Source organism: Nocardia wallacei, assembly GCF_029869545.1.
Taxonomy (GTDB): domain Bacteria; phylum Actinomycetota; class Actinomycetes; order Mycobacteriales; family Mycobacteriaceae; genus Nocardia; species Nocardia wallacei_A.
The window spans coordinates 1-26654 of the sequence record NZ_JARWQD010000385.1; the positions used below are offsets into that span (position 1 = coordinate 1).

Below are 26654 nucleotides of genomic sequence, written 5' to 3' on the forward strand. Positions count from 1 at the left end.
CCCGCCGTGCGGGCCCCCCCCCCAATCCCCCCCCCCCCCCCCCCCCCCACCCACCCCCCCCCCCCCCCCCCCCCCCCCCTCTCCCCGCCCCCCGCCCCCCCCCCCTAATCCCCCCCCCCCCCCCCCCCGGGGCCCCCTCAGCCGGGGGAAATGCTGGGGCGCGCCGTGAAGCGGGAAATGCTGGGGCGGGCCGTGAAGCGGGGAATGCTGGGTCGGGCCGTGAAGCGGGGAAATGCTGGGTCGAGCCGCGAAGCGGGGAATGCTGGGACCGGGCGGGCGGCAGCCTTGGGGGTGGGCGGGTTAGCCGACCGGTAGGGGGAGGGGTGGGGTGCGGTGGGGTGGGGTGCCGTAGGTGGTGGTGCGTTCGCGGACGGGGCGGCCTATGCCGGAGGCTATTTCGGTCAGTTCGGCTACGGTTTTGGCGGAGCCGTGCTGGGAACCGGCCATGCGGGAGATGGTCTCCTCCATCAGGGTGCCGCCCAGGTCGTTGGCGCCACCGTTGAGCATCACCTGAGTTCCCTTGGTGCCCAACTTGACCCAGCTGGTCTGGATGTTGTCGATGCGGCCGTGCAGCATGATGCGGGCCAGGGCGTGGGCGGCGCGGTTGTCGCGGATGGTGGGCCCCGGGCGAGACGCCCCCGCCAGGTACAGCGGCGCGCTCTGATGCACGAACGGCAGCAGCACGAATTCGGTGAAACCGCCTGTCTCGTCCTGGATTCCGCGCAGCACACGCAGATGCCCGACCCAGTGCCGGGGGCTGTCGACGTGCCCGTACATCATCGTCGAGCTGGAGCGGATGCCCAGCTTGTGCGCGGTCGTGATGACATCGATCCAGGCCGAGGCCGGGAGCTTGCCCTTGGTCAGCACCCAGCGCACCTCGTCGTCGAGGATCTCCGCGGCCGTGCCCGGAATCGTATCCAGCCCGGCCTCTTTCAGCGCCGCCAGCCAGTCGTGCACGCTCTGCCCGCCGCGCGAGGCACCGTTGACGATCTCCATCGGGCTGAACGCGTGCACATGCATCGACGGCACCCGCCGCTTCACCGCGCGCACCAGATCGGCGTAACCGGTCACCGGCAGATCCGGGTCGATGCCGCCCTGCATGCACACCTCGGTGGCGCCGTCGACATGCGCCTCCCAGGCCCGGTCGGCGACCTCCTCGGCGCTCAGCTTGAACGCGTCGGCGTCGCCCTTGCGCTGGGCGAACGCGCAGAACCGGCAACCGGTGTAGCAGATGTTGGTGAAGTTGATATTGCGGTTGACGATGTAGGTGACGTCGTCGCCGTTGGTGTCGCGGCGCAGCTGATCGGCCAGCGCGGCGATCGCGTCCAGTTCTGCCCCGTCGGCCGTGGCCAGCGCCAGGTACTGATCGTCGGACAGCCCCGCCGGATCGCGCTCGGCCGCCCGCAGCGCCGCCAGGACGTCGGCGTCGAACCGCTCCGGCGCGGTGGCGGCCAGCTCACGCACCTGCTCGCGGATGGTCTCCCAGTCGCCGAACGCGCCCACGACATCCTCGCCGCCGAGCCCGGCATCGCTGCGCGCCTCGGTATTGCGGCCGTCGGTATCGATCGCGGTGTTCAGGTCGACGCGGCCCGCGGACTCCCACGACTCGTCCGGCTCCTGCCAGGGCAGGCCGCGCGGTATCGCGTCCGGATCCGCCAGTCCCGTCCGCATATCCGACAGGGCCGCGACGTGGGCTCCGATGCGCGGGTCTACCCACGGATTCCCGGCCCGCACATAGCGCGGATGCGCGGAGGTGCGCTCGGCCAGCCGGTAACCGGCCGCCTCGGTCATCTCGGCCAGGGTGTCCAGATTCGGCCAGGGCCGTTCGGGATTCACGTGGTCGGGGGTCACCGGCGAGACGCCGCCCCAGTCATCGATCCCGGCCTCGATCAGCGCCCGGCACTCGGCCTGCGACACCAGGTTCGGCGGGGCCTGCACGGCCACGTCCGGCGGCAGCAGCAGCCGCGACACCGCGACCGTGGCGAGGAACTCCTCGATATCGGCATCGGGGGTGTCGCGCATCGCGGTGTCGTCCTTGGCCCGGAAGTTCTGGACGATCACCTCCTGAATGTGCCCGAATGCCTTGTGCTGCTTGCGGATCGCCATGATCGACGCGGCCCGCTCGGGCAGCGTCTCACCGATGCCCACCAGGATGCCGGTGGTGAACGGCACCGACAGCCGACCCGCGTCGGTGATCGCGCGCAGGCGCACCTCCGGATCCTTGTCGGGGCTGCCGTAGTGGCAGTTGCCCTTCTCGGTGAACAGCCGCGCGGCGGTGGTCTCCAGCATCAGGCCCATGGACTGGCTGACCGGCTTGAGCCGGGAGATCTCCTCCCACGACATGACGCCGGGGTTGATGTGCGGCAGCAGGCCGGTCTCCTCGAGCACCATGATCGAGACGGCCCGCAGGTAGTCCAGGGTCGAGTCGTAGCCGTGCTCGTCGAGCCACTGCGCCGCCTCCGGCCAGCGGTCCTCGGGGCGGTCACCGAGGGTGAACAGCGCCTCCTTGCAGCCGAGCGCCGCGCCGCGCCGGGCGATGTCCAGCACCTCGTCGGGTTCGAGGTACATGCCGCGGCCCTCGGCGCGCAGCTTGCCGGGCACCGTCACGAACGTGCAGTAATGGCACCTGTCGCGACACAGGTGTGTCAGCGGGATGAAGACGTTCTTGGAGTAGGTGATGGTCTTCGCCCGGCCCTGCGATCCGACCGCCGCATCGCGCACCCGCGAGGCGCTGCGGCTCAATTCCACCAGGTCGTCGCCGCGGGCGTGCAGCAGGACGGCGGCCTCGTCGACGTTCAACGTCACTCCGTCGCGGGCCCGCCGCAGCGCCCGGCGCATCGCCGAGGCGGTCGGGGGTGCGGGCGGGATGCCAGGGTTCGGTAGATCCGTCACGCCCTCGATCATGCGCCAACCATCCGAGTGTTCTCCCTCCGGTGCCTGTGACGTGAGACAACCAGGCGTTCCGGTGGGCTATTCCAACTTCGGCAAACCGGTGTCGAAATGCCTGCCGCACAGCGTGTTACTCCGGCGGGTCGCGGTGCTACGCGGGAGTGCACTCCGGACATTTCGACGTCGGATGCGGGCGGCTGCGGTGCGCACCGGCCGCGAAACGCGTGTCCATGGAACCATGGCTGACATGGCGTACCCCGACGACCGGGCCCGGGTCGCTGCCTCGCCCGGGCGCAGCATCATGGCCGAACCGGCGTGGCGGCCGAGCCCGCGGGCGAAATTGCTGTGGGCGCTGGGCCCGGCCGTCGGCTGGGCGATCGTGCTGATCGGCGAGCTGGTGTGGATCGTCGTGGACGGCACGCATCGGGCCGCGCAGCTTTCGGCCGTGGCGGCGACGCTGGTGGTGGCGGCGTTCACCGTGGCGGTGGTGCCGCTGTGGCGGTACGCGGTGCACCGGTGGGAGGTGACCGACGAGGCGGTCTACACGCGCACGGGATGGATCACGCAGGAGAGCCGGGTGGCCCCCATCACCCGGGTCCAGACCGTCGATACGCAGCGCGGGCCGCTGGAGCGGATGCTGGGGCTCGCCACGGTCACGGTGACGACGGCCTCCTCGGCGGGGGCCGTGCAGATCAGCGCCCTGGACCTGCCCGTCGCCGAGCAGACCGTGACCCGGCTGACGGAGATCGCGGCGCTGCACCGAGGGGATGCGACATGACCGAACCCCCGCCTGCGTCCTGGCAGCGGCTGGACAAGCGAATGCTGCTGGTGCATCCGGTGCGGGAGATCGTCCGGTACATCCCGTTGCTCATCGTGTCCGTGGTCGTCGGGACGCGCAATGACAATCCGGGGTGGGGACTGCTCGCGCTCGTGGTCATCGTGGGATTCGCGGTCGCGCGGTGGTTCACCACGACCTATCGCATCGGCGCGGACAACGTCGAACTGCGCACGGGGGTCGTGCAACGCAAGCGGCTGGCGGTGCCGCGGTCGCGCATCCGTTCGGTCGACATCGAGGCCGACCCGCTGCATCGCGGGCTGGGGCTGGCGGTGCTGACCATCGGGACCGGGCAGCAGGTGGGCAAGGACGAGCAGTTCAAGCTCGACGCCCTCGATGCTCGGCTGGTGCCGGGGCTGCGCGCGGAACTGCTCGCGCATCTGAACAAGATGGAAGACGTTGGCGCACAGCATGGTTCGCTGACCGGTGAACCAGCGGCAGGCAGCCCCGACACCCCCGCACCGGCACCGGGCGAGACGGATGCGCACCGCGAAGGCATCGAAATCGCGCACTGGCAACCGCGTTGGGTGCGGTACGCGCCGCTGTCGCTGACCGGATTCGCCATCGTCGCGCCGGTGGTCGGCCTGGCCTTCCAGTACGGCCTGGCCGAGGCCATCTTCCGTTCCGACGCGGTGCACAGCGTGGAGGGCCGCGGGGCCTGGTTCCTGACGGCGGTGGTGGTGGCGCTGGTCGCCGCGGTGGCGGCGATCGTCAGCCTCGCCGGGTGCGCGCGGTATCTCGCAACATATTTCGGCCTGCGCGTGCTCGACGACGGCCGCACGCTGCACCTGCGGCACGGCCTGTTCACCACCCGCCAGACCACCCTGGATCTGGCCCGCCTGCGCGGCGCGACGGTGAACGAGCCGCTGCTGCTGCGCCTGGCGGGCGGCGCCGAACTCGAGGCCATCATGACCGGCACCAGCCCCCGGCAGAAGATCCTCCCCCAAGCCCCGCGCGCCGCGGTCGACCGCACGCTGGGACATCTGCTCGCGAGCCGAACCGCACGCCGATCCCTCACCGCGGCAACACAATCCGATCCCGCGTCGGCAACGACCGAAGCAGCGACATCGGCGGATATCACGGCATCGGCCGCACCGGCGACGATCTCGCTGAATCCACACGGCCCGAGGGCTCGGCAGCGTCGCTATACGCGCGCGCTGACACCGGTTCTGGTGGCGGCGATCGCGGTTGTCGCGATATCGGTTGCGGGGGTTGATGTTCCGCTGTGGATGTGGCTCGTGCTGGCCCTGATCGCCCTGGCGGCAACGGCTTTGGCCTACGACCGCTACCGCGGCCTCGGTCACGCCGTGCTACCCGCGGCGGGCGACCGCCCCACCTGGCTGATCACCCGCAGCGGCTCCCTGGACCGCGACCGCGACTGCCTCGAGGCCCCCGGCATCATCGGATGGACCCTCCGGCAGACCTTCTTCCAGCGACGGGCCGGGGTCGCCACCCTCGTCGCGGCCTCGGCCGCCGGGAAGAAGCGCTACCACGTGGTGGATATCCCCGTCGACCAGGCGTGGGCGCTGATCGAGAGGGTGACGCCGGGACAACTCGGGCACCGGTAGGCCCCATTCGTTCGAAGTCTGTTCGACAACCGTTCGCCCACACCGGCATTCCGTTCATCTCACCGTGATGACACCGTTGTCTTCGGGTCAACCGACAGTTATCTCATGGGATGTCCAGATAATGAGCCGAGGGAAGAGGTTGAACATGTCCGGCACTGTCTCGCGCCGTGGAATCCTGCTCGGCGGCACGGCTCTCGGGGTGACCGCGGCGGCGCTGGGTGATCCGCTCGCGCGGGCGGTGCCGCCGAATCCGTCTCGGCGCCTGGGGGATCCGTTCACGCTCGGTGTGGCCTCCGGGGATCCGGCCGCCGACGGCGTGGTGCTGTGGACCCGGCTCGCGCCCGATCCCCTCGCCGACGACGGCCGCGGCGGCATGCCGGACCGGGCCGTGCCGGTCGACTGGGAGATCGCGATGGACGAGCGGTTCGCGATCGTCGTGCAGCGCGGCACCGTCGAGGCGCGGCCGGAGCAGGGGCACAGCGTGCACGTCGAGGCCGCGGGATTGCTGCCGGGCGCCGAGTACTTCTACCGGTTCCGCGCCGACGGGCATCTCTCACCGGCCGGACGCACCCGCACCGCGCCGATCCCCGGGCTGGGCGCGCTCGGCATCGGCAGCGCCCTCACCATGTGCTTCGCCTCCTGCTCCCAGTTCGAGCACGGCTACTTCACCGCGTATCGCCGTCTGGCCGAGGAACATCCGGATCTGATCCTGCACCTGGGCGACTACATCTACGAGTACGCCCCCGGCGGCTACGTCCTCGACGAGGGCAACGCTCGCGACCACGCCGGGCCCGAGACCGGGACGCTGGCCGACTACCGGCGGCGTCACGCCCAGTACAAGGACGATCCGGATCTGCAGGCCGCGCACGCGATCGCCCCGTGGGTGCCGGTCTGGGACGACCACGAGATCGACAACAACTGGGCCGGGGACGTCTACGAGAAGCCCGAGAAGCCGCAGCCGAACTTCCTCGCCCGGCGCGCCGCCGCCTTCCAGGCGTATTACGAGAACATGCCGCTGCGCCGCGGCGCGGCACCGAGCGGCACCGGCATGCGGTTGTTCCGCCGCGTCCACTGGGGTGACCTGGCCACGTTCCACATGCTCGACACCCGGCAGTACCGCGACGATCAGGCCTGCGGCGACGGCGCCAAAACCTGTCCGGCACGCCTGGATTCGCGGCGCACCCTCACCGGAGCCGAGCAGCGGCGCTGGCTGCTGGACGGGTTCCGCGGCTCGCGGTCGCGCTGGGATGTTCTCGGGCAGCAGGTGTTCTTCGCGCAGCAGGACGTCCAGCCCGGCCCGGGCGAGAAGAACAATATGGACGCCTGGGACGGCTACGCCGCCGACCGCGACCGCGTCGTCGCCGGGTGGGTCGACGCCGGGGTCCGCAATCCGGTGGTGCTGACCGGCGACGTGCACGCCTCGTGGGCCGCCGACATCAAGCAGCGCTGGAACGATCCCGGCGCCCCCACCGTCGGCACCGAGCTGGTGGCGACCTCCATCACCAGCGGCGGCGACGGCTCGGAGACGACCGCCGAGACCGCCGCCGTGCTCGCCGAGAACCCGCACATCAAGTTCCACAACAACCGCCGCGGCTACGTGCGCACGCGCATCGGCCCCACCGAGATCCGCGCCGACTTCCGCGCGATCCCTTACGTATCCACGCCGGGCGCTCCCGTGGAAACCAAGGCCTCGTTCATCATCGAGGACCGCAAGCCCGGCCTGGAACGGGCCTGATTCCGGCCAAAAGCACGCCGGAAATACAGGAAGCCGGGCACGGCACGCGCCGGAGTGACAGGGGCCGAGCACAACACACACCGGAAAGACAGGCGGCCGAGCACAACACGCACCGGAAAGACGAGCAGCCGGGCACAACACGCACCGGAAAGACGAGCGGCCGGGCACAACACGCACCGGGAAGACGAGCGGCCGGGCACGGCACGCACCGGAAAGACAGGCGGCCGGGCACAACACGCACCGGAGACGGGCGGCCGGGCTCGGTGGGAGGGCTCAGGTGCGCGGGCGGACGAAGGTGCGGCGGAACAGGTAGAACCCCGCCGGGATCAGTCCGGCGGCCAGCAGGACCGGGGCGGTCCAGGTGTCGGTGAGCAGCACGTCGCCGCCGGGGCCGGTCGTGGCGCAGAGCAGGAAGCCGAACAACCACGCCGCGAGCGGCAGGGCCATGGCGGCCGGGCGGTTCGTCACCACGCCCATGCCCATCACCAGCAGCACGTTCACCACGGCCGCCACGAGGATCGAGAACGGGAGCGGGGTGCTGCCCACGTATGTCGGCAGATACAGCACCTCGAGGACGAGCGAGAGCAGGCCCTCGAACACCAGGAGCCCGGCCAGCGTCGCGCCGAGCGCCGCCCACCCGGGCGGCTGCACACCCGGCGCCGCGGCCGCGCGGTCGATCGAGGCCGCCGTCACGGCACCGGCGGGAAGCCGAGCAGGGTCAGCAGGTGACTCTGCATATCCACGAATCCGTAGAGCACGTGCAGGTACAGGTCGTGCTGCGCCTGCCAGTGCGGTTTCTGGCTGTCGACGAACGCGACGATGGCGTCCTGCAGGCTCCAGTTGTACATGGGGGTCAGTCTAAGCCCGCGAACAGGTCGTGCTCACGGCCGTCGGATCCGACCGGCCCCAGCCGCCCCCGCACGAGCACGTAATGCTCCTCCGGCAGCACCGGCTGGGCAATGTTGTTGGACAGCGCGAACTCCCGTCCCGACGGCGCCACGCTCACCTGGGTGGCGTGGGCGCGCAGCGCGGCGCGCTTGGCCGCCAGGGCGTCGGACACGTCGATGGTGGTGGTCACGGATTCGCTGGACACGCAGGCCAGATCGCCCGCGGCCGGGAGCCGCCAGCCCGGCGGCAGCGCCCCGGGCAGCCGGTCGACGGTGCGCCGGGCGAGCGCCTCGGTGTGCAGGCGCAGCACCTCGGCATCGGTCACGGTCCAATACGCCTTCGGCGTATCCCAGCCCCGCTCCTTCGCGGCGTCGAGGGCGGCCATCGTGATCCGGTGTGCCCGAACGTGATCGGGATGTCCGTAGCCGCCGCGCGGGTCGTAGCCGACCACCACCCGCGGCCGCGCCTCCAGCAGCACCTGCACCAGCGCGTCGACCGCGGCCTGTCCGGAGTTCGCGAACGCGCGCGGATGCAGCGGCTCGAGCGGGCGCGGATCGGCGACGGTGCCGGTCATCCCGGAATCGCGCCAGCGCCCGGCGCCGCCCAGGAACCGCGGCGGCCCGGCATCCAATTCCGCCAGCGCCCTGGTCAATTCGCCGATCCGGTAGCCGCCGAGCTGGTCCGCCTGGTCACCGGCCAGCTGCGCCCACTGCTCGCCGATCACCTCGCCCTCCTCGCCGAGCGTGCAGGTCACCACGGTCACCGGGACGCCGCGCCGGCGATAGTGCGCGATGGTGCCGCCGGTGGCGATGGATTCGTCGTCCGGATGCGCATGGACCAGGAGCAGACCGCCACTCACGACAATCGCCGCCAGGTCCCCGCCCCACCGAAGATCCCGACCTCGATGGCGCCGCTCAGCGAGACCCCGTCCATGCGCGAGCTGGCGGCCGCCACACCGTTGTCCTGCATGATCGGCAGCACGGTCGCCAGGTCCCAGAGCTTCGGCTCGGCCTCACCGATCACCTTGGGCGCGTCCTGCCCGTGCAGGGCGGTGTCGATCGCCGGTTGCAGCGCCGGATCGCAGATTCCCGAGATATTGCTCGGCGCCTTGCGGAAGTCCTCCACCCGCGACGACGACGTGTCGTCCTGCGGGGTGGCGGGCGGGGGCGGGCAGCCGTAGCGGGAGGCCAGCACGGTGGCCGGGTCGTTCCCGGCGCGGTCCCAGCCCACGACCGCATCGACCGTGCCGTCCAGCAGTTCCTTGCCGTAGAGCTCCTCGGCGGGCAGGCTGCGCACGCTGGCGTCGATGCCCGCGCTGCGCAACATGTCGGCCGCCGTGTTGGCCACGGCCAGCGCGGTGGTGTCCTTGTCCACCGCGCCCAGGCGGACGGCGAGGGTCCTGCCGTTCTTCACCACCTGGCGCGGCTGCGGCGCCGGGGACGTGGCCGAGGCGCCCTCCGTCGGGGTCTCCGGCGCGCGTGCGTATCCGGCCTCGGCCAGCAGCGCGAACGCCTCATCGGCGGAGATCCGCGGCGGCGCGGTCGGCGCGTAGCCCGGGTCCGAGGGCGAAAGCACCTGGGCCCGAGCCGGTTCCGTCCACGCCCCGGTCTGCGCGCCGACGGTCGCCAGCAGCGTCGGATCCAGCAGCGCCAGCACGGCGTGGCGCACCCGCTGATCGGTGAGGTCGCCGACGCGGCCGTTGAGCGCCAGCTGCAGTTCGCGCGCCTGCGGCATCATCGAGGTCCGCACCGCCGGGATCGCCTGCAGCTGCGACTGGGTGGCCGTGCCGCCGCGCACCAGCGCCATCTGCGCATCCCCCGAGCGCAGCGATTCGGCCAGCTGCGCGGTGGTGCCGCCGCGCCGCAGCATGATCTGATCCGGCACCGCGGGGGTGCTCCAGTAGCGGTCGTTGCGCTCGAGCAGGATCTCCTCGCGCCCGGAGTCGGCCTGCTTGACCCGGAACTGCCCGCCCGAGATCGGATTCTGGTCGATGAGGCCGCGCTCGACGGCCAGCGCCTTCTGGAAGCCGCCCGGCGAATCCTTCAGCAGATGGGAGGGCAGCAGATCGGTGAACAGCTGCTGCCACGCCGGATACGGCTCGCGGAAGGTGACCGTCACGGTCTTGCCGCCGTCGGAGGAGCCCACATCCGAGATCTGGCGGTACCCGGCGGGATCCACCACGCCGGGCTGGGTGATCATCTGCTGCCACAGGTACCGGAAGTCCTCGGCGGCGATCGGCGCACCGTCGGACCACGACGCCTGGTTCTGGATCTTGTAGGTGAGGGTGAACGGCTCCTGCGCGGTGACATCCGCCGACACCATCAGCGCGCCGTCGGGCACCCAGTCGGTCGCGCCGGGCACCGTCGGCGAGGGCACCGGCCGGAACGGACTGGGGAACACCATCGAGCTGACCGCGTTGGTGGCCGGCGACTGATTGGATCGCAGGTGCGGATTGAACCCGATCCCGATGTCGTCGACGGCCACCACCACCGTGCTCTTGGTGGGCTTGGCCGGTGTGGTCTTGGGGCTGTCGGTGCTCTCGATCGGCGGCGGCGGATTCGCCGTGCATCCGGCGAGCACCGCCACCGACGCCACCAGCATCAGCATCACCCGCGGGCGACGCCTGCCTCTCAGTGCTGCAGACACAGTTCGCGAACCTACACGCTCGCCGCGGCCCGCCCGGAAATGCACTGGGTGCGGGCTACGCGTTCTGGGAGGCGCGGTCGCGGGCCTTGCGGCGCGAGGCCTCCCGGCCCCGCTCGGTGGCGCTGAGGATGACCTTGCGCACCCGCACCACCTCCGGGGTCACCTCGACGCATTCGTCGCCCGCGCAGAACTCCATCGCGGCTTCCAGATCCAGCTGCAGCGGCTTGGCGAGGGTCTCGAGCACATCGCCGGTGGCCGACCGCATATTGGTCAGCTTCTTCTCGCGGGTGACGTTGATGTCGAGGTCCTCGGCGCGCGGGTTCACCCCGACGACCATGCCCTCGTAGGTGTCGGCGCCCGGCTCGACGAAGAACTGGCCGCGGTCGGCGAGCTGGATCATGGCGAACGGCGTCACCGATCCGGCGCGGTCGGACACCAGTGACCCGGTGTGCCGGGCCCGGATCTCACCGGCCCACGGCGCGTAACCGTCGAAGACCGCGTTGGCGATGCCGGTGCCGCGGGTCTCGGTGAGGAAGTCGGTGCGGAAGCCGATCAGGCCGCGCGACGGGACGATGAACTCCATCCGCACCCACCCGGCGGCGTGGTTGCTCATCTGCACCATCTTGCCCTTGCGGGCGGCCAGCAGCTGCGTGATGGCGCCCAGGTATTCGTCGGGGCAGTCGATGGTCAGCTCCTCGTACGGTTCGTGCACCTTGCCGTCGACCTGCTTGGTCACCACCTGCGGCTTGCCGACGGTCAGCTCGAAACCCTCGCGGCGCATCTGCTCGACCAGGATCGCCAGCGCCAGCTCACCGCGGCCCTGCACCTCCCACGCGTCGGGGCGGCCGATATCGAGCACCCGCAGCGAGACATTGCCGACCAGTTCCTGATCCAGGCGCGCCTTCACCATGCGTGCGGTCAGCTTGTGGCCCTGCACCCGGCCGACCAGCGGCGAGGTGTTGGTGCCGATGGTCACCGAGATGGCGGGCTCGTCGACGGTGATGCGCGGCAGCGCGACCGGATTCTCGACGTCGGCCAGGGTGTCGCCGATCATGATCTCGGGGATGCCCGCGATGGCGACGATATCGCCCGCGATGGCCTCCTCGCCGGGCTGCCGCTCGACACCGATGGTCTGCAGCAGCTCGGTGATCTTGACCGTCTTGGTGCCGTCGGCGTGCATCCACGCGACGTTCTGCCCCTTGCGCAGGGTGCCGTTGTGCACGCGGACCAGGGCGAGACGGCCCAGGAAGGGCGAGGCGTCGAGGTTGGTGACGTGCGCCTGCAGCGGCGCCGCGGCGTCGCCCTTGGGCGCGGGCACGTACTTCAGCAGCACCTCGAACAGTTCGTCGAGGTTCTCCGCATCGGGGGTGGTGCCGTTCTCGGGGCGGGTGGTCGAGGCCTTGCCCGCGCGGCCCGAGGCGTAGAGCACCGGGAGATCCAGGGCCAGCTCGGCGGCCTCGGAGGCCTCGTCGTCCAGGTCGGAGGCCAGATCCAGCAGCAGGTCGTGGGACTCCTCGACGACCTCGGCGATGCGCGCGTCGGGCCGGTCGGTCTTGTTGACCACCAGGATCACCGGCAGCGAGGCGGCCAGCGCCTTGCGCAGCACGAAGCGGGTCTGCGGCAGCGGCCCCTCCGAGGCGTCGACCAGCAGCACCACGCCGTCGACCATGGACAGGCCGCGCTCGACCTCACCGCCGAAGTCGGCGTGGCCGGGGGTGTCGATGACATTGATCACGGTGACGCTGCCGTCGGCGTTGTGCCGGTGCACGGCGGTGTTCTTGGCGAGAATGGTGATGCCCTTCTCGCGCTCGAGATCGCCCGAATCCATCACGCGATCGACCAGCTCGGCGCGCTCGGCGAACGCGCCGGACTGCCTGAGCATCGCGTCGACCAGCGTCGTCTTGCCGTGGTCGACGTGAGCCACAATCGCGACGTTGCGGAACTCGACAGACGACACGTTGAATCCTCCTGCTGGATGAGATGGTTGCCGGCCAACCCTCGCCGTAGAGGGTCAGTGCAAGACAGGTGGACGAGTGACTCACCGGGCATGCGGCCAGGTACACAGTACCGAAATGCGGGGCGGCACCGATTCCGGGCCATCCCGGTTAGGCTATGCTTACCTTCATGGGCAAGGTCAAGGCCAAGGAGGTGTCCCGCCTCAAGCCGAAGAAGAAGTGCTGTCGCAAGAAGACGCGCTGTGTGAAATGCCCTGTCGTGATCATGCGCATGAAGAAGGCCGAGTCCGCGGGGGTGTGCGGGAAAGACCTCAAGAAGTATCTCAAGCAGGCGCGCGCGGCCTGAGTCGAGAGTAGAACCGGGGTATGAGTACCCCACTGTTGACCGAGGACGAAATCGCCACCGCGCTCGAGAAGCTGCCGGACTGGACCCACACCGGCAACAGCATCGCCCGCACCGTCGAGGCCCCCTCGTTCCTGGCCGGGATCGAGCTGGTGCGCCGGGTCGCCGGGGAGGCCGAGGCGGCCAACCATCACCCCGATATCGATATCCGTTGGCGCCGTGTCACTTTCACGCTGTCGACGCACTCCGAGGGTGGGCTGACCCGGATGGATACGGCGCTGGCGCAGGAGATCGATCGGCTGGTTCAGGAGAGCTGAGCCGCCCGGTCCGGATCACCCAGACATAGAACGCGACGACACCGATCAGGTCGACCGCACCCAGCCAGGACAGGATCCCGGGCCGGGAGATCGTCCAGATCGTGGGCTGGAAGAACGACAGCACCCACGGCAGCCCGACCAGTGCGGTCGCCAGCCAGTAACCGGCCAGGACCCGGGCGCCCGCCGCCGCGCGCCACGGGCCGTACAGCAGCCACAGCACGAGCGGCAGCAGCCACACCCAGTGGTGCGACCACGAGATCGGCGACACCAGCAGCCCGAACAGCTGCACCACCAGCAGCGCGCCCAGCCGGTCCCCCGCGCCGAGGGCACGCCAGGCGAAGAAGGCCAGCACCGCGACGACCACGACACCGCCGAGCCACCACGGCCCGAACGGGATTCGATGTCCGCCGACGTGCCACGGCGCACCCGCGTCATAGCCCAGAATTCGGGTCAGCGCTCCCCGCAGCGACTGGTTCCAGACCGAGCCCACCGGTCCGATGCGGTTGGCATCACCGATCAGCGGCCCGAAGTACGTGCGGGTCTCGGCCGGGGAGATCGCGAAACTCACCCCGACCGTCGCCGCGAAGACCACCGCGGCCCACACCGCGCTCGCCCAGCGGCGCTGGGTCAGGAAGTACAGCCCGGTGACCGCCGGGGTCAGCTTCACCCCGGCCGCCACGCCGACCAGCAGGCCCGACAGCCACCACGCCGTGTAATAGGCGGCGGCCATCCCGGCCAGCACCAGGAAGACGTTGACCTGCCCGTAGTCCATGGTCGTGCGGGTCGGTTCGAGCCACAGCCCCACCGCGGTCCACCCGATCGCGGCCGTGCGCCAACGACTCTCGCGCGCGGCGTCGCCGAGCAGCAGGGCGAAGCCGATCCGCACCACCGCGTACAGCGCCGCCGCGATCAGCAGCAGCCAGACCACCGCGACCAGGGTGAACGGCAGGAAGTGCAGCGGGTAGAACACCACGGCCGCGAACGGCGGATAGGTGAACGGCAGCGGGAAGTCCGGGGTCTTCTCCGCGTAGGTGTAGTCGAAGAGGTGTCCGCTGCCCAGGCTGGCGGCGCCGTCGACGTAGACGTGCAGGTCGACCAGGTTCATCCCGTTGGGCGACAACAGCATCCACGCCAGCCGGGCCAGCACGGACAGACCCAGCGCGAGCAGGGCGACGCGGCGTCTGCCTCCGGTCCCGTCGCTACCACCGGAGGCCAATCGGAGCAGTCGGTTCACGGCGTGCAAACTTTCCGGTCGGTGACGGGCCGCGACAAGATTACCGGCGGGAGCGCCGAGGCCGAGAAGCGCCCATCTTGTAACATTTGCATCACTGATCACTTCAGTAACACCGGAGTGGGGTTATGGTCCGAGAACGGCACATAGCCGAGGAATAGCTCTCGACAAGATCGCGGCACGGCTGTACAACACGGCTGCTCTATCCCTAAAGTGACGCAAGCGATGCGGCCGCATCGCCGGATGAGGTACCCGAGGTAAGGACGGCTACACCAGTGCTTCGCACCAGAGGATCGCGGTTCGCAGTGTCCGCGCTGGCCCTCGCGGCCGGCGCCACCGTTGCCGCGTCTACCGCGGTCGCCGCCCCGGCGCCGAAGCCGCAGGCCCCTGCCAGTGCCCCCCTGATTCCCGAGGGCGTGCCGATCGACGCGATCGCCAACCTGGCGCCCGCCATCGTCGGTGCCGCCGCGGGCGCCGCCGATATCGCCTCCCCCGGCCAGCAGACCATCCTCGACCAGGCCAAGCAGATCCTGAACTCGGCCAACCTGCCCCCGCAGGTGAAGGCGGCGCTGCAGGCCATCATCAAATTCCTCGACGGCAGCGGCGGCGGTGGCCCCGAGCTGCCCGAGAACGGCCCCAATATCGCGCAGTTCCTCTACCCGACCATCGGCAAGGGCTGCATCGGTCCAGGCACCGATTCGGTCGGTACCGCGCTGGCCGTGCCCGGCCCGGCCGAACTGCCGCCGCCCGGTCCGCAGGGCGGTCAGGCCGGTTTCGTGTTCACCGCGCTGGGCACCAAAGGTTTGACCCCGCAGCAGAATCCGCCGATGACCGTGCAGTGGCTGAATTTGGATACGCGCCAGAGCGCCATCCAGCCGCTGACCGACGAGGCGCACATCAACCCCGACGGCCCGGCCACCCTGTCGACGATCGCCAACACCGGCCCCGGCCGCGTGATCGCGGTGATCTCCGGCTCGCTGACCACCCAGGCCGACGCCGAGAAGCCCCCGATCACCTGCTCGTTCCTGCCGACCCTGGGCTTCTTCAACGTCGCCCCGGCGGCCCCCGCGGTGCAGGCCCAGACGCAGCCGCAGGCACAGGCCCCCGCGCAGGCACAGCGTTAACCCCTAGCCGCACAAGGCCCGGAGCCGTCCCTGGACGACACTCCGGGCCTTTTGCCGTCATAAGCGCGGCAACCTGCGATGACCTGTGGTAGACCGGCAAATATGGCGACTGTCGATGAGCTCGTACGGTCCGCAGATTCCACCGCACCGGCGGCGCGCAAGGCCGGTGGCCGCTCCCGCCGGTCGGTCATGTCGCGCCGCTCCTACAAATCGGTGCTGTCCTCGCGCTCGCACCGATCGATCCTGTCGTTCCGGTCGGAGGGTTCGATCCTGTCGATCGGCTCGGCCTACTCGATCCTGTCCGTCGGCAGCGTGGGGTCGGTGCTGTCGGTGGGCTCCATCGGTTCGTTCTTCAGCCTGGGCTCCGCGTTCTCCGGGCTGTCGCGCTGGTCGCTGTTCTCCTGGATGGGCGTGCGCGAGGCGCCGGAGGCCCGGCCGCTGCTCTCGGTGGTTCCCGACGAGCCGGATCTGTGCGTCGACCCGACCTGTCACTGCCAGACCTGAGGCGCGGCTACCACCACTGCCCGTACTGCGGGGTGAGGATGTCGTTGACGTCCACACCCACGCCGCCGACCGAACGCTTGTCGATCTCGAACTGGTGCAGGTTCGCCGCGGGATGCACGAAGCCCTTCGGGGTGCCCCAGTTGTGTTGCCAGAACCAGGATCCCAGCCCGGCGGCCTTCGCCCAGGTGATGGTCGGCGCGTTGGCGTAGACGCCGACGTTCTCGCCGCCGAGCACCGACTGCCAGCCCATCAGGTACGGGGCGATCATCGTCGCGAACTCGGCCTCGGTGGGCTTGTCGTCGATGGAGGCGTAGATGGGTACGCCGTCGGGCCCGCCCGCCTCGCGGTGCAGTTCCAGGCCGCGCTCGGCGTGCTTCTTGCCCGCCTCCAGCCCGCCGCGCCAGTCCGCGGTATCGGCCTTGCCGTATTGGTAGCAGGACACGACCGACAGCCCCGCCTCGCGCAGCGCGTCGACCTCGCCGGCGCGCAACGGCTTTCCCTCCATCCACTCCGCGCCCGGACGGCGATCGGAGACGTACCGGATCACGCCGATATGGCCCGCGGCGCGGATCTCCTCGGCCGCGGGCACGGCACCCGCGTAGTCCAGGAGCGTGCCCAGCCCACTGCCCGTGGCCGCGGCGTTCGGGGCGAGCGCCGAGAGTCCGGCGGTGGCGGCGGCACCGGCGGCAACGCCGAACAGGGTGCGCCGAGACATGGGTGTGGAACGCATCGAAGTACTCCTTCGCGCAGTGCCTGACCTGGAACCGGCCACCCTGCAGGCCGGGAACTACCCGGCGCACCTTCCCCAAGCCTGTGCGCGCCGGGAGCCTCGAACGTGAACTCATTTCACCACATGCACACAGGAACCGCCAGGCTCACCGTGCACATCATTCACACGAGCCACACGGTGGACATCAGGCAGCACCGTCGATCCGCGTGCCCACGTCGATCGTTCGGAAGGAGGTGTCGGCGAGTTCGGCGCGGATGACGGCCGCTACCTGGTGGGCTATCTGCTGGCGGATGTTGCCCAGTTTGCCGAGGGCGCGGGCTCGCCAGCCCTCGGCGTGGAGGTCGACGGAGATGGCGCGGGGGTCGGGGGCGGAGGCGTCGATGACGATCAGCAGGGGGTCGGCGGCGCGGGCGATCAGGACCACCGGGATCTCGACCTCGGCGCGGTAGCGGTTGGCCTTGAGGACGTCGACGGTGATGTCCAGCGCTACGGGGATGGTCAGGTCGAACGACACCGGATCCTCGCCCACGCGGTCCGACAGCCGCGGCATCCGGACGGTGCCCTGCACCTCGACCGTCGCCGCCTCGCGCGGCCCGGTGCGCAGCGGGCCCACCTCGATGGCCCGCCCGGCCAGGCCCTCGACCACCTCGCGGACCCGTTCGGCGGTGACGATGCGCGGAAAGAAGCGCTGCCCGAATTCGTCGTAGCCGATCCAGTCGAACGACTCCCGGGTCGGATGCGGCGACCGGGTCCCGTTCAGGATGGCCTCGACGTCGAACACCCGCCCGCGGCGCGCGCCCGGATCGGCGAGCATGGCATTGAGGCGGTTGGCCACCTCGCGCTGCACCAGCACCGCGATCGGATCCAGCAGCAGCTCGAACGCGGCGCCGATGGCCTGCGCGCGCACCACGAAGCTGACGTCGCGGGGGGTGACCGGCGGAATGTCGATGATGACCAGCAGCGGGTCGGCGGTGCGCGCGTGCAGGGTGAGGTCGATCTCGACGACCGCCTCCAGCCGCAGCCGCTGCCCGCCGAGGGTGATGGTGACGTGCAGCGATACCGGCAGCCGGACCTCGAAGGTGACATGCGGCCCGCTGCGCGCGATCACCGGCTTCCCCACGCTGCCCTCGGCGACGAAACCGGCCAGCCCCGCGGGACCGACCGAGAACGGCCCGATCGTCATCCCGCGCCCCGCCATCCCGGACACCGCGGCCTCGATGCGCGCCGGCGTCACCGCGTGGGTGACGAACCTCTCACCGAATTCCGCGTAGTCGATCCAGGCCGGATGGTCGTGGGCGATGGACTGTCGCATGAGCTCCCGGTACCTCGCAGTGTCGGACGGCGTGCGCGCCCGTCATGGACACCCCGAGCGCGGCAGGAGGCGCCGGAAATCTGCCCGCGCCGTACGGAAATGCAGATCCCTGTCCTGCCGATGAGGGGGCAGCAGGACAGGGCCCGCGACGGCGGCGCTGCCGGGCACCGCCGGGTTCATCGTAGGACGAGGTGCTCGAGGCACCTCCCCCCACCAGCCAGATATATCCCCCGCAGGTGGATACGTTTCACAAACGACCGAACCCGACCATACCCGGAATCTCGGCCCGGATGTAATGGTGAATTCCGATAATGCGCGCCGGGACGGCGGGCGCGCCCCTTCGGCACGAGATCCTCGACGGCGACCGCTCGTGCCGTCCCCGCCGGGGCATCGCTTCGCCGTAGTGAGCATCGCGAGCGGACGCGCCGCCGGTCAAGGCGCCCGGGTGTCCCACTTTGTCCCAGTTGCGCCGCGCCGCCGCAGCATTCGCGCGCGGGTATCACCAGTGCGACAAACGGGCCGAAATGCCCTACTTTTCCTCCCTGTGTCGATACACTCTGCCCGGACGTCGAGGATGTGGGAGGGCTAAACCCTGGACACGCTGTGGAACTTCGTCGTCGATCACCGAAACCAACTGCTGACCGACTCGTATCTGCATGTCTCGGCGGTCGTGCAGTCGGTGCTGCTCGCGACGGTCGTGGCCGTGCTGATCGGCATCGCCGTCCATCGCAGTCCCTGGGGTTCGGCACTGTCCACCGCGGCCGCCAGCATCATTCTGACCGTTCCGTCGTTCGCCCTGCTGGGTCTGCTCATTCCGGCCATGGGCCTGGGCGTGCTGCCGACCGTCACGGCCCTGGTGCTGTACGCGCTGCTGCCGATCCTGCGCAACACCATCATCGGCCTGGCCGGGGTCGATCCGGCCGTCGCCGATGCGGCCCGCGGCGTGGGCATGAACCGGCTGCGCATCCTGGCCCGCATCGAGATGCCGCTGGCCTGGCCGTCGATCCTGGCGGGCATCCGCGTCAGCACCCAGCTGAGCATGGGCATTCTGGCCATGGCCGCGTACGCCAAGGGTCCGGGCCTGGGCAACCTGATCTTCTCCGGTCTGGCCCGGCTGGGCAGCCCGACCGCGGTGCCGATGGCGCTGACCGGCACGGTGCTGATCATCGTGCTGGCGCTGGCGCTCGATGCCGCACTCGTCCTCATCGGCCGCCTCACCACTCCGAGGGGAATCCGTGACTGATACCGCGACCGCCGTCTCCGAGCACACCGAGGACCATCCCCGGGCCGAGATCGTGCTCGATTCGGTCACCAAACGTTATCCGGGACAGCGGGATCCGGCCGTCGAGAACGTCTCACTCACCATCCCCGCCGGGGAGACCGTGGTCTTCGTCGGCCCGTCGGGCTGCGGCAAGACCACCACCATGCGGATGATCAACCGGCTCATCGAGCCGACGTCGGGCACCATCACCATCGACGGGCGCGACGTCGCCGCACAGGACGCCGATCGGTTGCGCCGCGGGATCGGCTACTCGATTCAGCAGGCCGGGCTCTTCCCGCACATGACCGTGGCACGCAATATCGCCACCGTGCCGGGCCTGCTCGGCTGGGACCGCGCCCGGGTCACCGCCCGCATCGACGAGATGCTCGAGCTCGTCGGCCTGGACCCGGGCACCTTCCGCGGCCGGTATCCGCGGCAGCTGTCGGGCGGTCAGCAGCAGCGCGTCGGGGTCGCGCGGGCCCTGGCCGCCGACCCGCCGGTGCTGCTGATGGACGAGCCGTTCGGCGCGGTCGATCCGATCACCCGCGGCCTGCTGCAGGACGAGCTCATCCGGCTGCAGGCCGAACTGCACAAGACCATCGTCTTCGTCACCCACGACTTCAACGAGGCGGTCAAGCTCGGCGATCGAATCGCGGTGCTGGGCAACCGATCTCGCATCCTCCAGTACGACACCCCGGCCGCGATCCTGGCCGAACCGGCCGACGAGACCGTCGCCGGGTTCGTCGGTGCCGACGCCGCGCTCAAGCAGCTCACCCTCACCCGGGTCGAGGACGTCGAGCTGCGGCCGTGCGCGACCGCCATCGAGAGCGATCCGATCGACCCCATCAGAACCGAACTGGCCCAACGGGATTGGAAGTGGGGCCTGGTACTCGATGCCGCCCGCCGGCCGGTGCGGTGGGTGTCCGAGGCGCACCTGGCCCACGCGTCGTCGCTGCGCGATCTCGGGCTGCCCGTCACCAGCACGGTGACGAACCGGTCGACGCTGCAGGAGGCATTGGAGGCGCTGCTGGCCGACAGCACCGCGCACGCGGTCGTCACCGGTCGCCGCGGCGAATACGTGGGCCTGGTCACCATCGACACGCTGGTCCGGCATCTGTCCGAGATCCGGGCCGAGCACACCAGCGCGGAGTCGGGTGACGCCGCCGCGACCGGGACCGGCACGGCGACAACGGATTCGGGCGACGAGCAATGAGCACGACCACCCGGCATCCCGAACGGCGGGCAGAGCGCGTCCGGCTGCTCGCCCAGCCGGCGCTGGCCGTCGCCGCCGCCGTCGGCGTGCTGGTGTGGGCGTTCACACGCGACCTCACCGCCACCCAGCAGGCGAGCATGAACGCCGACAACATCGCCACCGCCACCCGCCAGCACGTCGTGATCACCGCGACCGTCATCGCGATCGTCGTGGTGATCGCGGTGCCGCTGGGCACGCTGCTGACCCGGGGCCGCTGGCGGCGGCTGGCGCCGCTGTTCGTCGGCATCGCCAATATCGGATCGGCCGCCCCGACCATCGGCCTGATCGTGCTCACCTATCTGTGGACCCAGAAGACGGGCTTCTGGGTGGGCGTCGGGCCGATCGCGCTGTATTCGCTGCTTCCCGTGCTGCGCAACACGATTCTCGGTTATCAGCAGGTCGATCCGATGCTGATCGATGCCGGGCGCGGGCAGGGGATGTCGGGGGCTACGGTGTTGCGCCGCATCGAATTTCCGCTCGCGGTGCCCTACATCCTGGCCGGGCTGCGCACCTCGCTGGTGCTGGCGGTGGGCACCGCGACGCTGTCGTTCCTGGTCAGCGCGGGCGGGCTCGGCATCCTCATCGACACCGGCTACAAGCTGCGCGACAACGTGACGCTGTGGGTCGGCGCCATCCTCGCGGTCGCGCTGGCGCTGCTGGTGGACTGGCTCGGCGCGCTGGCGGAGCGGTTCCTCGAGCCGAAGGGGTTGCGATGAGGCTGGACGGAATCCGGCATTCCGGGGAGAAGGCAAGCAGGTGGGCCAAGCTGGCTGCTCCCCTGGTGGCTCTCGGACTGCTCCTGTCCGGCTGTGGTCTGGAGGCCGGGGGCGCGGTGCCGCTGCGCGTCGGGCCCGGCAGCATCAAACCCGTGGCGGAACTCGACGGTGTGCGAATCATCGTGGGCTCCAAGGACTTCACCGAGCAGATCATCCTCGGCTACCTGCTCGAATTCGCCCTCAGCGCCGCCGGAGCGGAGGTGCGGGACCTGACCGCCATCACCGGCTCCAACAGCCTGCGCGACGCCCAGCTGCACGGGCAGGTCGACGTCGCCTTCGACTACACCGGCACCGGCTGGATCAACTACCTCGGCAACGAGACCCCGATCCCCGACTCGCAGGCGCAGTTCGAGGCCGTCCGCGATCAGGATCTCGCGAAACACGGCATGGTGTGGGCGAATATGGCGCCGATGAACAACACCTACGCCCTGGTGACCAGCGCCCCCAGCCAGCAGCAGACCGGCGCCACCACCCTGTCGGACTACGCGCGCCTGGTGAATACCGACCCCGCCACCGGAAATACCTGTGTCGGAACCGAATTCAGCGTCCGCCAGGACGGATTCCCGGGCCTGGTGCGCAAGTACGGCGTCGATATGGGCAAGGTGAAGAAGCAGGTCATGCAGGATGCGCTGGTCTATCCGGCGACCGCGAACGGCACCTGCCAGTTCGGATCCGTCGCCGCCACCGACGGCCGCATCCCGGCGCTCGACCTGAAACTGCTCGAGGACGACCAGAAGTTCTTCCCGAAATACAATGCGGCGCTGGTGATGCGGGAATCATTCGCCACCGCGCATCCGCAGGTCGCCCAGGTGCTGGAGCCGATCTCGCGGCTGCTGACCAACGAGTCCATCACCGAACTCAACCGCAAGGTGGACGTGGAGGGTCAGGAGCCCGCGAACGTCGCCCGCGACTGGCTGGTCGCCGAAGGGTTCGTCACCTCGCGCTGAGCCGCCGCCCCGGACACGGTAGGTTTCTCGGCGGTAATCGCTAGACGCAGCATCCGGTCCGGGAGGTACGGCAGTGGCCGACGCGCATATGGCCATTGCGCACTATCTGCGCGAACGCCGCGAAGCGGCCGGTCTCACGCGCGCCGAACTGGCCCAGCGGGCAGGCGTCTCCGAGGCGCTGATCCAGAAGATCGAACAGGGCACGCGCGCACCGACACCCACCGCGCTCATCGCGCTGTCCGATGCGCTGCGGATACCGACGCAGTTCGTCGACCATGCCCTCGAACTTCTCCAGCCCGCGCGGCGGCAGACCACCGATCTGTACGGCGACCTCGCCGAGGGCGAAATCGACTTTCTGAACAGCCTGCCGCATCCGGCGTGCTACCTGACGCTGCCCGCCCGCGACCTGATCGCGGTCAACGACGCCCACCGCCGGTACTTTCCCACGCTGCTGCCCGGCACCAACGTCATCGCGTGGACGCTGCTGGATCCGATCGCCCGCCACGTCCTGGCCGATTGGGAACAGCAGGCGCACGTGCTCGTGCAGGCGTTCCGGTACATGGCCCCGGGCGTGGTGACTCCCGAACGTTGCGAGGAGATCATCCGGATGTGCCGGGCGGCACCCGAATGGGACCGGCTGTGGTCGACCGACCTTCCTCCCGACAACATCCCGCACCCGGTGCGTATGCGCTCGCCGGAGACCGGCGAATGGTGCCCCATGCACGTCCACCTGTTCAAGATCGAGATCCCGACCCGCCCGTGGTGGCTGTACTCGCTGATGCCCGCGCGCTGAGCCGCAGCCGTCAGGCGACGGCCGTGCGCAACGCCAGCCAGCCCTCCTCCGGCTCCGCATAACCGTGGTACATCAGCGGAATGCGTTGGTCCACACCGAAATAGCGATAAACGGCCAGCATGGCCCGGCGGACGGCGTGATCCTCGAAATCGTCGATGCGGCGCAGGCCGATGGGATGCTCGGGAAGCAGCGACAGCCGGGCCAGCTCGTCCGCATTCCCCGTGTCCAGGCCCAGCGGGCCGTCGGCGATGTAGTGGTCGTGGTAGACGGTGCGCAGACGCGCGCCCGGCAGCGCCGGATGGTCGGTGGACTCGAATGCCACCAGGCGGGCCCGTGCGCCGGGCAGGCCGCGGCCCTGCAGTGCCGCGACGAGGTCCGGGTCGCGGCGCGGGCCGTCGCCGACCGGCGCCTGTTCGAGCAGGTGCAGCATGCAGGCGCCGCGCACGCGGGGTTCGGGGACCAGGAACAGGCTCACCATCGGCCCCCGGTGCGCCGCACCGGTGAGGCAGATTCTGGCGGGTAACGGATCGGACATCCGGTCTCCTGACGACGAGGGCCGAGGAGCGCTACGCAGTCAAATATGCCACAGTTCCGGCGCCCGCGACCAGGGTTGCCCGGATACGCACCGGTAGGTGTCCAAGGTCCCTTGCCCGGGATTTGCGGCTCTGCGAGCGTGAGTGTCCCCGACATCCCACCATGGAAGGCGATGACCCGACCCCTTGACGGTTCTGCTGTGGATCGTACTGCCCTACTGCGCCCTGGGATCCTTTGTGCTGGGCCATATCTGGCGCTTTCGCCGCGACCGCTTCCGCCCGGCCCCGGACGCCGACCGCGCCGAACGGTACGGCGCCATCGCGTTCCGGCTCGGCGCGAGCCTGGTGATCGCCGCCCGCCTCGCCGACCTGTTCGCCTCCGGCCCGCACGACCACCCGCCCGGTGGCATGTATGTGCTCATCCTGGCGGTCGAGGTCGTCGCGCTACCCACCGCGGCCGCCGGTGCGGTGATGCTGATCCTGCCGTCGGTCATCGCGGGCACCCATCGCGGCCCGGTCACGCCGGTGGATCGCATCACCCTCCCCGTGCTGACCGCGATGCTACTGTCCGGCGTTCTCATCAGGCTGGATCCGAATTCCACCGCCGACGGCTACCGCACCGCCGAGACCCTGTTCAGCTGGGCCCGGTCGCTGCCCACCCCGCATCCGAACCCCGACGCGATGGCCGATGCCCCCGCGCTCTACCAGGCGCGCGGCCTGATTCTCGTACTGCTGCTGGGCATCTGGCCCTACACCCGCCTCGCGGACCTGTTCGCCGCGCCGATCGCCGGATGGGTGCCCAGGGTGTTCCGGCGTCAGCGGCGGCTTTCCCAGCGCGCCACCGTCCGCCCGATCTCGGTGGTCGGCGGCTCACGATAGAGCCACTCCCGCGCGATGCGGTGCCAGTTGTTGGTCGTCCCCAACTGGCCCAGCGCCGCGAAGGTGAACAGATCCACCCGCCGCGAGAAGACGTGCTCGGGCGGCAGCCGCTGCTGCCGCATGCCCTGGAATTCGGCGGCGCGGGGATCGACGGCGAGAACCACGGCGCCCGTGGCGATTTCGGGCGTGATCGTGATCTCCTCGTCGAGCAGATGCCAGCCCGCGGCGGCCCACACGTACTCGAGGACCTCCTGCGGATCGATACTCGCGGCCGGATCGATGATGCCGCGACCGACCCACAGGTCGTAGAGGTCCCGGGCGCGCAATTCACCCGCCGCGCGCATGCCCGCGCGCTCCAGCTCGACATACTCCGGTTCCATCGAGTGGTACAGCCCGAAATCCACGAATCCGACCCGGCCGTCGGTGGCGAGGAGAATATTGCCGGGGTGCGGATCGCCGCAGAACTGGTAGTCGGAGAACACGGTGTTGACGTAGAAGCGATAGATGAGCTCACCTATCCGGTCGCGGTCGTCGTCCGGCAGCTGCTGGATCTGCGGAAAGGACTTCCCGTCGAGGAATTCGGTCACCAGCACGTTGTGCCCGCAGAGTTCCTCGATGCTGTCCGGGACCGTGATGAACGGATGATCCCGATAATGCGAGGCCACGCGATGCTGGCTCACCGCCTCGCGCTCGTAGTCGAGTTCGCTGCCGATATTGCGGGCGATCTCGTCGAGCACCTCGTTGTCGGCCGCGCTGGGCAGAATGGATTTCCAGAGCCTGCTGATCATCACCAGATTGCGCATATCGGCCTCGACGGCCCGGTCCACGCCCGGATATTTGACCTTGACCGCGACCTGGCGCCCATCGTGCAGCGTGGCCCGGTACACCTGGCCGATCGAGGCCGCGGCGATCGCGTCCTCGTCGAAGTCGGCGAAGATTCGCGCCATGGGCCCGAGGTCGTCCTCGATCACCTTCCGCATCGCCGAGAACGGGGCCGCGGGAGCCTGATCGCGCAATTCGGCGAGCTTGTCGCGGAACATCTCGCGATGCGATTCCGGGAGCAGGTCGACATCGAGCACCGACAGCATCTGACCCAGCTTCATCGCCGCGCCCTTCATGCCGCCGAGCACCGTGACCAATTGCTGCGCGGTCTGCAAGGTGGACCGCTCGGCGAGCAGCTGCCGCGCGTCCTCGGGTTTCCCGATCATGGACAACCGCGTGCCGACTCCGCGGACCGCCTGTCCCGCGACCAACCGGCCCATCCTGCTGCCGCGCGCGAAACGGCCCTTCGGCACTCGACTGCCCACCAGCGCACCTCCATTGGCACATGCTTCGAATGACGCGGTGTTCACTCTGCACGTTTTCGGCCCGTGGCAACAGGGGGCGTGACTAAACTGAGCGATGCTCATCTTCTAGCGACAGCAGGCAGGAGGTCGCGATGCCGACGAAAGCGGTGGGCCAGCGTCGTCGCCCGACACAGGACCGGGCCAAGGCAACCAGGGAGCACATCCTCGACACCGCCGCACAGCTTTTCGGGGAGCGTGGCATCGCCAATACCTCGACGAACCGCATCGCGGCCGAGGCGGGGGTGAGCGTCGGGACGGTCTACCGGTACTTCTCCGACCGCTCCGTCATCGTCGAGGAGCTGCTCGGGCGGTTGCTCGAGAATGTCGAGCGGCGCTTCACCCAGCGGGTGTTCGGCCTCTCGGAAAAGTCTGTCCTGGAGATGATCACCGGCATCCTGGAGGTCATCACCGACGAGCTGGTGGACAATGCCCGCCTGGTGCGCGCGCTGGTGGCGGGCGTGCAGTTCTACAGCAGCGGCATCCCCGAATTCGAGCCGCGCCTGCGCCTGCTGGTCAAGGTGCTGGTGATCCAGCTGCTCGGCCCCGGTGACGATCACGAATACGACGTGATGACATTCGTGCTGATCAACACGGGTTTCGCGGCGGTGCTGCGGGCGTCGGCGCTGGAGGTCGACAGCCAGGAGCGCAAGGAGGCCATCGAGATGACCGCGCGCATGATGGCGGCCATGGCCGAGGCGGAGATCAAGTCCCGCGCGGCGTGAAACACGCTCGTCTCATGAAAAATGAGCACCTACCCAACTATGGGCTCCTCCGCTCTTACATCGTTTGG

Annotated in this window: 25 protein-coding genes; 14 read left to right on the forward strand and 11 right to left on the reverse strand. The window is 69.7% G+C overall.

Going from position 1 to position 26654, the window contains the following annotated elements; translation table 11 throughout:
• Positions 1 to 300: 300 nt before the first annotated feature.
• On the reverse strand, positions 301 to 2904 hold the full coding sequence (locus QH290_RS36255) for a bifunctional FO biosynthesis protein CofGH (protein WP_280387904.1): 2604 nt from the start codon (positions 2902 to 2904) through the stop codon (positions 301 to 303).
• Between the two features lie 232 nt (positions 2905 to 3136).
• Here QH290_RS36255 and QH290_RS36260 point away from each other — a divergent pair, with 232 nt between their 5' ends.
• From QH290_RS36260 to QH290_RS36270, 3 genes are all read left to right on the forward strand, one after another.
• The gene (locus QH290_RS36260; RefSeq protein WP_280264097.1) at positions 3137 to 3667 is read left to right on the forward strand and encodes a PH domain-containing protein; all 531 of its coding nucleotides are present in this window, start codon (positions 3137 to 3139) and stop codon (positions 3665 to 3667) included.
• Entirely contained in the window at positions 3664 to 5292 is a 1629-nt protein-coding gene (locus QH290_RS36265; protein ID WP_280387906.1) for a PH domain-containing protein, read from the forward strand. Before QH290_RS36260 ends, QH290_RS36265 begins: the two co-directional genes overlap by 4 nt.
• Before the next feature lie 145 nt (positions 5293 to 5437).
• The gene (locus tag QH290_RS36270; protein ID WP_280387908.1) at positions 5438 to 7027 is read left to right on the forward strand and encodes an alkaline phosphatase D family protein; all 1590 of its coding nucleotides are present in this window, start codon (positions 5438 to 5440) and stop codon (positions 7025 to 7027) included.
• 273 nt (positions 7028 to 7300) lie between these two features.
• Here the strand turns inward: QH290_RS36270 and QH290_RS36275 are convergent, their stop codons facing one another.
• The 5 genes from QH290_RS36275 to typA all read right to left on the reverse strand — a co-directional run bounded on the left by QH290_RS36275 (position 7301) and on the right by typA (position 12518).
• Complete coding sequence (locus QH290_RS36275) at positions 7301 to 7720, reverse strand: hypothetical protein (protein WP_280264094.1); 420 nt, start codon at positions 7718 to 7720, stop codon at positions 7301 to 7303.
• Entirely contained in the window at positions 7717 to 7875 is a 159-nt protein-coding gene (locus tag QH290_RS36280) for a hypothetical protein (RefSeq protein ID WP_280264093.1), read from the reverse strand. The genes QH290_RS36275 and QH290_RS36280 overlap by 4 nt, the downstream gene beginning before the upstream one ends.
• A 5-nt stretch (positions 7876 to 7880) precedes the next feature.
• Positions 7881 to 8774, reverse strand: coding sequence for an N-acetyl-1-D-myo-inositol-2-amino-2-deoxy-alpha-D-glucopyranoside deacetylase (gene mshB / locus QH290_RS36285; protein ID WP_280264091.1), 894 nt, complete (start codon positions 8772 to 8774; stop codon positions 7881 to 7883).
• Positions 8771 to 10522, reverse strand: coding sequence for an ABC transporter family substrate-binding protein (locus QH290_RS36290; RefSeq protein WP_280264116.1), 1752 nt, complete (start codon positions 10520 to 10522; stop codon positions 8771 to 8773). The genes mshB and QH290_RS36290 overlap by 4 nt, the downstream gene beginning before the upstream one ends.
• A 94-nt stretch (positions 10523 to 10616) precedes the next feature.
• The gene (gene typA / locus QH290_RS36295; protein WP_280264090.1) at positions 10617 to 12518 is read right to left on the reverse strand and encodes a translational GTPase TypA; all 1902 of its coding nucleotides are present in this window, start codon (positions 12516 to 12518) and stop codon (positions 10617 to 10619) included.
• A 167-nt stretch (positions 12519 to 12685) separates the two neighbouring features.
• On the opposite strand from typA, the gene QH290_RS36300 reads away from it, so the two are divergent.
• A complete protein-coding gene (locus QH290_RS36300) occupies positions 12686 to 12862 on the forward strand; it encodes a hypothetical protein (RefSeq protein ID WP_169814185.1) in 177 nt (58 codons plus the stop codon).
• A gap of 20 nt (positions 12863 to 12882) precedes the next feature.
• Positions 12883 to 13176 (forward strand): 4a-hydroxytetrahydrobiopterin dehydratase, encoded by a 294-nt coding sequence (locus QH290_RS36305; RefSeq protein WP_280264085.1) that lies wholly within the window; start codon positions 12883 to 12885, stop codon positions 13174 to 13176.
• Here QH290_RS36305 and QH290_RS36310 read toward each other — a convergent pair.
• Positions 13088 to 14419 (reverse strand): mannosyltransferase, encoded by a 1332-nt coding sequence (locus QH290_RS36310; RefSeq protein WP_425301588.1) that lies wholly within the window; start codon positions 14417 to 14419, stop codon positions 13088 to 13090. The genes QH290_RS36305 and QH290_RS36310 overlap by 89 nt on opposite strands.
• Before the next feature lie 293 nt (positions 14420 to 14712).
• On the opposite strand from QH290_RS36310, the gene QH290_RS36315 reads away from it, so the two are divergent.
• Positions 14713 to 15531 carry an Rv1157c family protein gene (locus QH290_RS36315; protein WP_483244070.1) on the forward strand — a complete coding sequence of 273 codons (819 nt, stop codon included), beginning with the start codon at positions 14713 to 14715 and terminating at the stop codon, positions 15529 to 15531.
• 189 nt (positions 15532 to 15720) lie between these two features.
• Positions 15721 to 16035, forward strand: a complete 315-nt coding sequence (locus QH290_RS36320) for a hypothetical protein (protein WP_280387938.1) — start codon at positions 15721 to 15723, stop codon at positions 16033 to 16035.
• A 7-nt stretch (positions 16036 to 16042) separates the two neighbouring features.
• Here QH290_RS36320 and QH290_RS36325 read toward each other — a convergent pair whose 3' ends face one another.
• Both QH290_RS36325 and QH290_RS36330 read right to left on the reverse strand, forming a co-directional pair.
• Positions 16043 to 16765, reverse strand: a complete 723-nt coding sequence (locus QH290_RS36325) for a DUF1906 domain-containing protein (protein WP_280387911.1) — start codon at positions 16763 to 16765, stop codon at positions 16043 to 16045.
• A gap of 184 nt (positions 16766 to 16949) precedes the next feature.
• Positions 16950 to 18077, reverse strand: a complete 1128-nt coding sequence (locus QH290_RS36330; protein WP_280387912.1) for a hypothetical protein — start codon at positions 18075 to 18077, stop codon at positions 16950 to 16952.
• 592 nt (positions 18078 to 18669) lie between these two features.
• On the opposite strand from QH290_RS36330, the gene QH290_RS36335 reads away from it, so the two are divergent.
• The 5 genes from QH290_RS36335 (at position 18670) to QH290_RS36355 (ending at position 23106) form a co-directional block, all read left to right on the forward strand.
• Positions 18670 to 19320: an ABC transporter permease gene (locus QH290_RS36335; RefSeq protein ID WP_280264110.1), complete on the forward strand. Its 651-nt coding sequence runs from the start codon at positions 18670 to 18672 to the stop codon at positions 19318 to 19320.
• Positions 19313 to 20551: an ABC transporter ATP-binding protein gene (locus QH290_RS36340; protein ID WP_280387914.1), complete on the forward strand. Its 1239-nt coding sequence runs from the start codon at positions 19313 to 19315 to the stop codon at positions 20549 to 20551. The genes QH290_RS36335 and QH290_RS36340 overlap by 8 nt, the downstream gene beginning before the upstream one ends.
• Positions 20548 to 21306 carry an ABC transporter permease gene (locus QH290_RS36345; protein ID WP_280264075.1) on the forward strand — a complete coding sequence of 253 codons (759 nt, stop codon included), beginning with the start codon at positions 20548 to 20550 and terminating at the stop codon, positions 21304 to 21306. The genes QH290_RS36340 and QH290_RS36345 overlap by 4 nt, the downstream gene beginning before the upstream one ends.
• Positions 21303 to 22313, forward strand: a complete 1011-nt coding sequence (locus tag QH290_RS36350; protein ID WP_280387915.1) for a glycine betaine ABC transporter substrate-binding protein — start codon at positions 21303 to 21305, stop codon at positions 22311 to 22313. The genes QH290_RS36345 and QH290_RS36350 overlap by 4 nt, the downstream gene beginning before the upstream one ends.
• Before the next feature lie 73 nt (positions 22314 to 22386).
• Complete coding sequence (locus tag QH290_RS36355) at positions 22387 to 23106, forward strand: helix-turn-helix domain-containing protein (RefSeq protein WP_280264072.1); 720 nt, start codon at positions 22387 to 22389, stop codon at positions 23104 to 23106.
• Between the two features lie 10 nt (positions 23107 to 23116).
• On the opposite strand, the gene QH290_RS36360 is transcribed toward QH290_RS36355, so the two are convergent.
• Positions 23117 to 23641 carry a hypothetical protein gene (locus QH290_RS36360; RefSeq protein WP_280264070.1) on the reverse strand — a complete coding sequence of 175 codons (525 nt, stop codon included), beginning with the start codon at positions 23639 to 23641 and terminating at the stop codon, positions 23117 to 23119.
• Positions 23642 to 23825: 184 nt separating this feature from the next.
• Between QH290_RS36360 and QH290_RS36365 the strand changes: the two genes are divergently transcribed.
• The gene (locus QH290_RS36365; protein WP_280264068.1) at positions 23826 to 24518 is read left to right on the forward strand and encodes a respiratory nitrate reductase subunit gamma; all 693 of its coding nucleotides are present in this window, start codon (positions 23826 to 23828) and stop codon (positions 24516 to 24518) included.
• Here QH290_RS36365 and QH290_RS36370 read toward each other — a convergent pair.
• On the reverse strand, positions 24455 to 25825 hold the full coding sequence (locus QH290_RS36370; protein ID WP_425301585.1) for an ABC1 kinase family protein: 1371 nt from the start codon (positions 25823 to 25825) through the stop codon (positions 24455 to 24457). The two genes, QH290_RS36365 and QH290_RS36370, sit on opposite strands and share 64 nt — an antisense overlap.
• Before the next feature lie 131 nt (positions 25826 to 25956).
• Here QH290_RS36370 and QH290_RS36375 point away from each other — a divergent pair, with 131 nt between their 5' ends.
• Complete coding sequence (locus tag QH290_RS36375) at positions 25957 to 26586, forward strand: TetR/AcrR family transcriptional regulator (protein WP_280264066.1); 630 nt, start codon at positions 25957 to 25959, stop codon at positions 26584 to 26586.
• Positions 26587 to 26654: the final 68 nt, after the last annotated feature.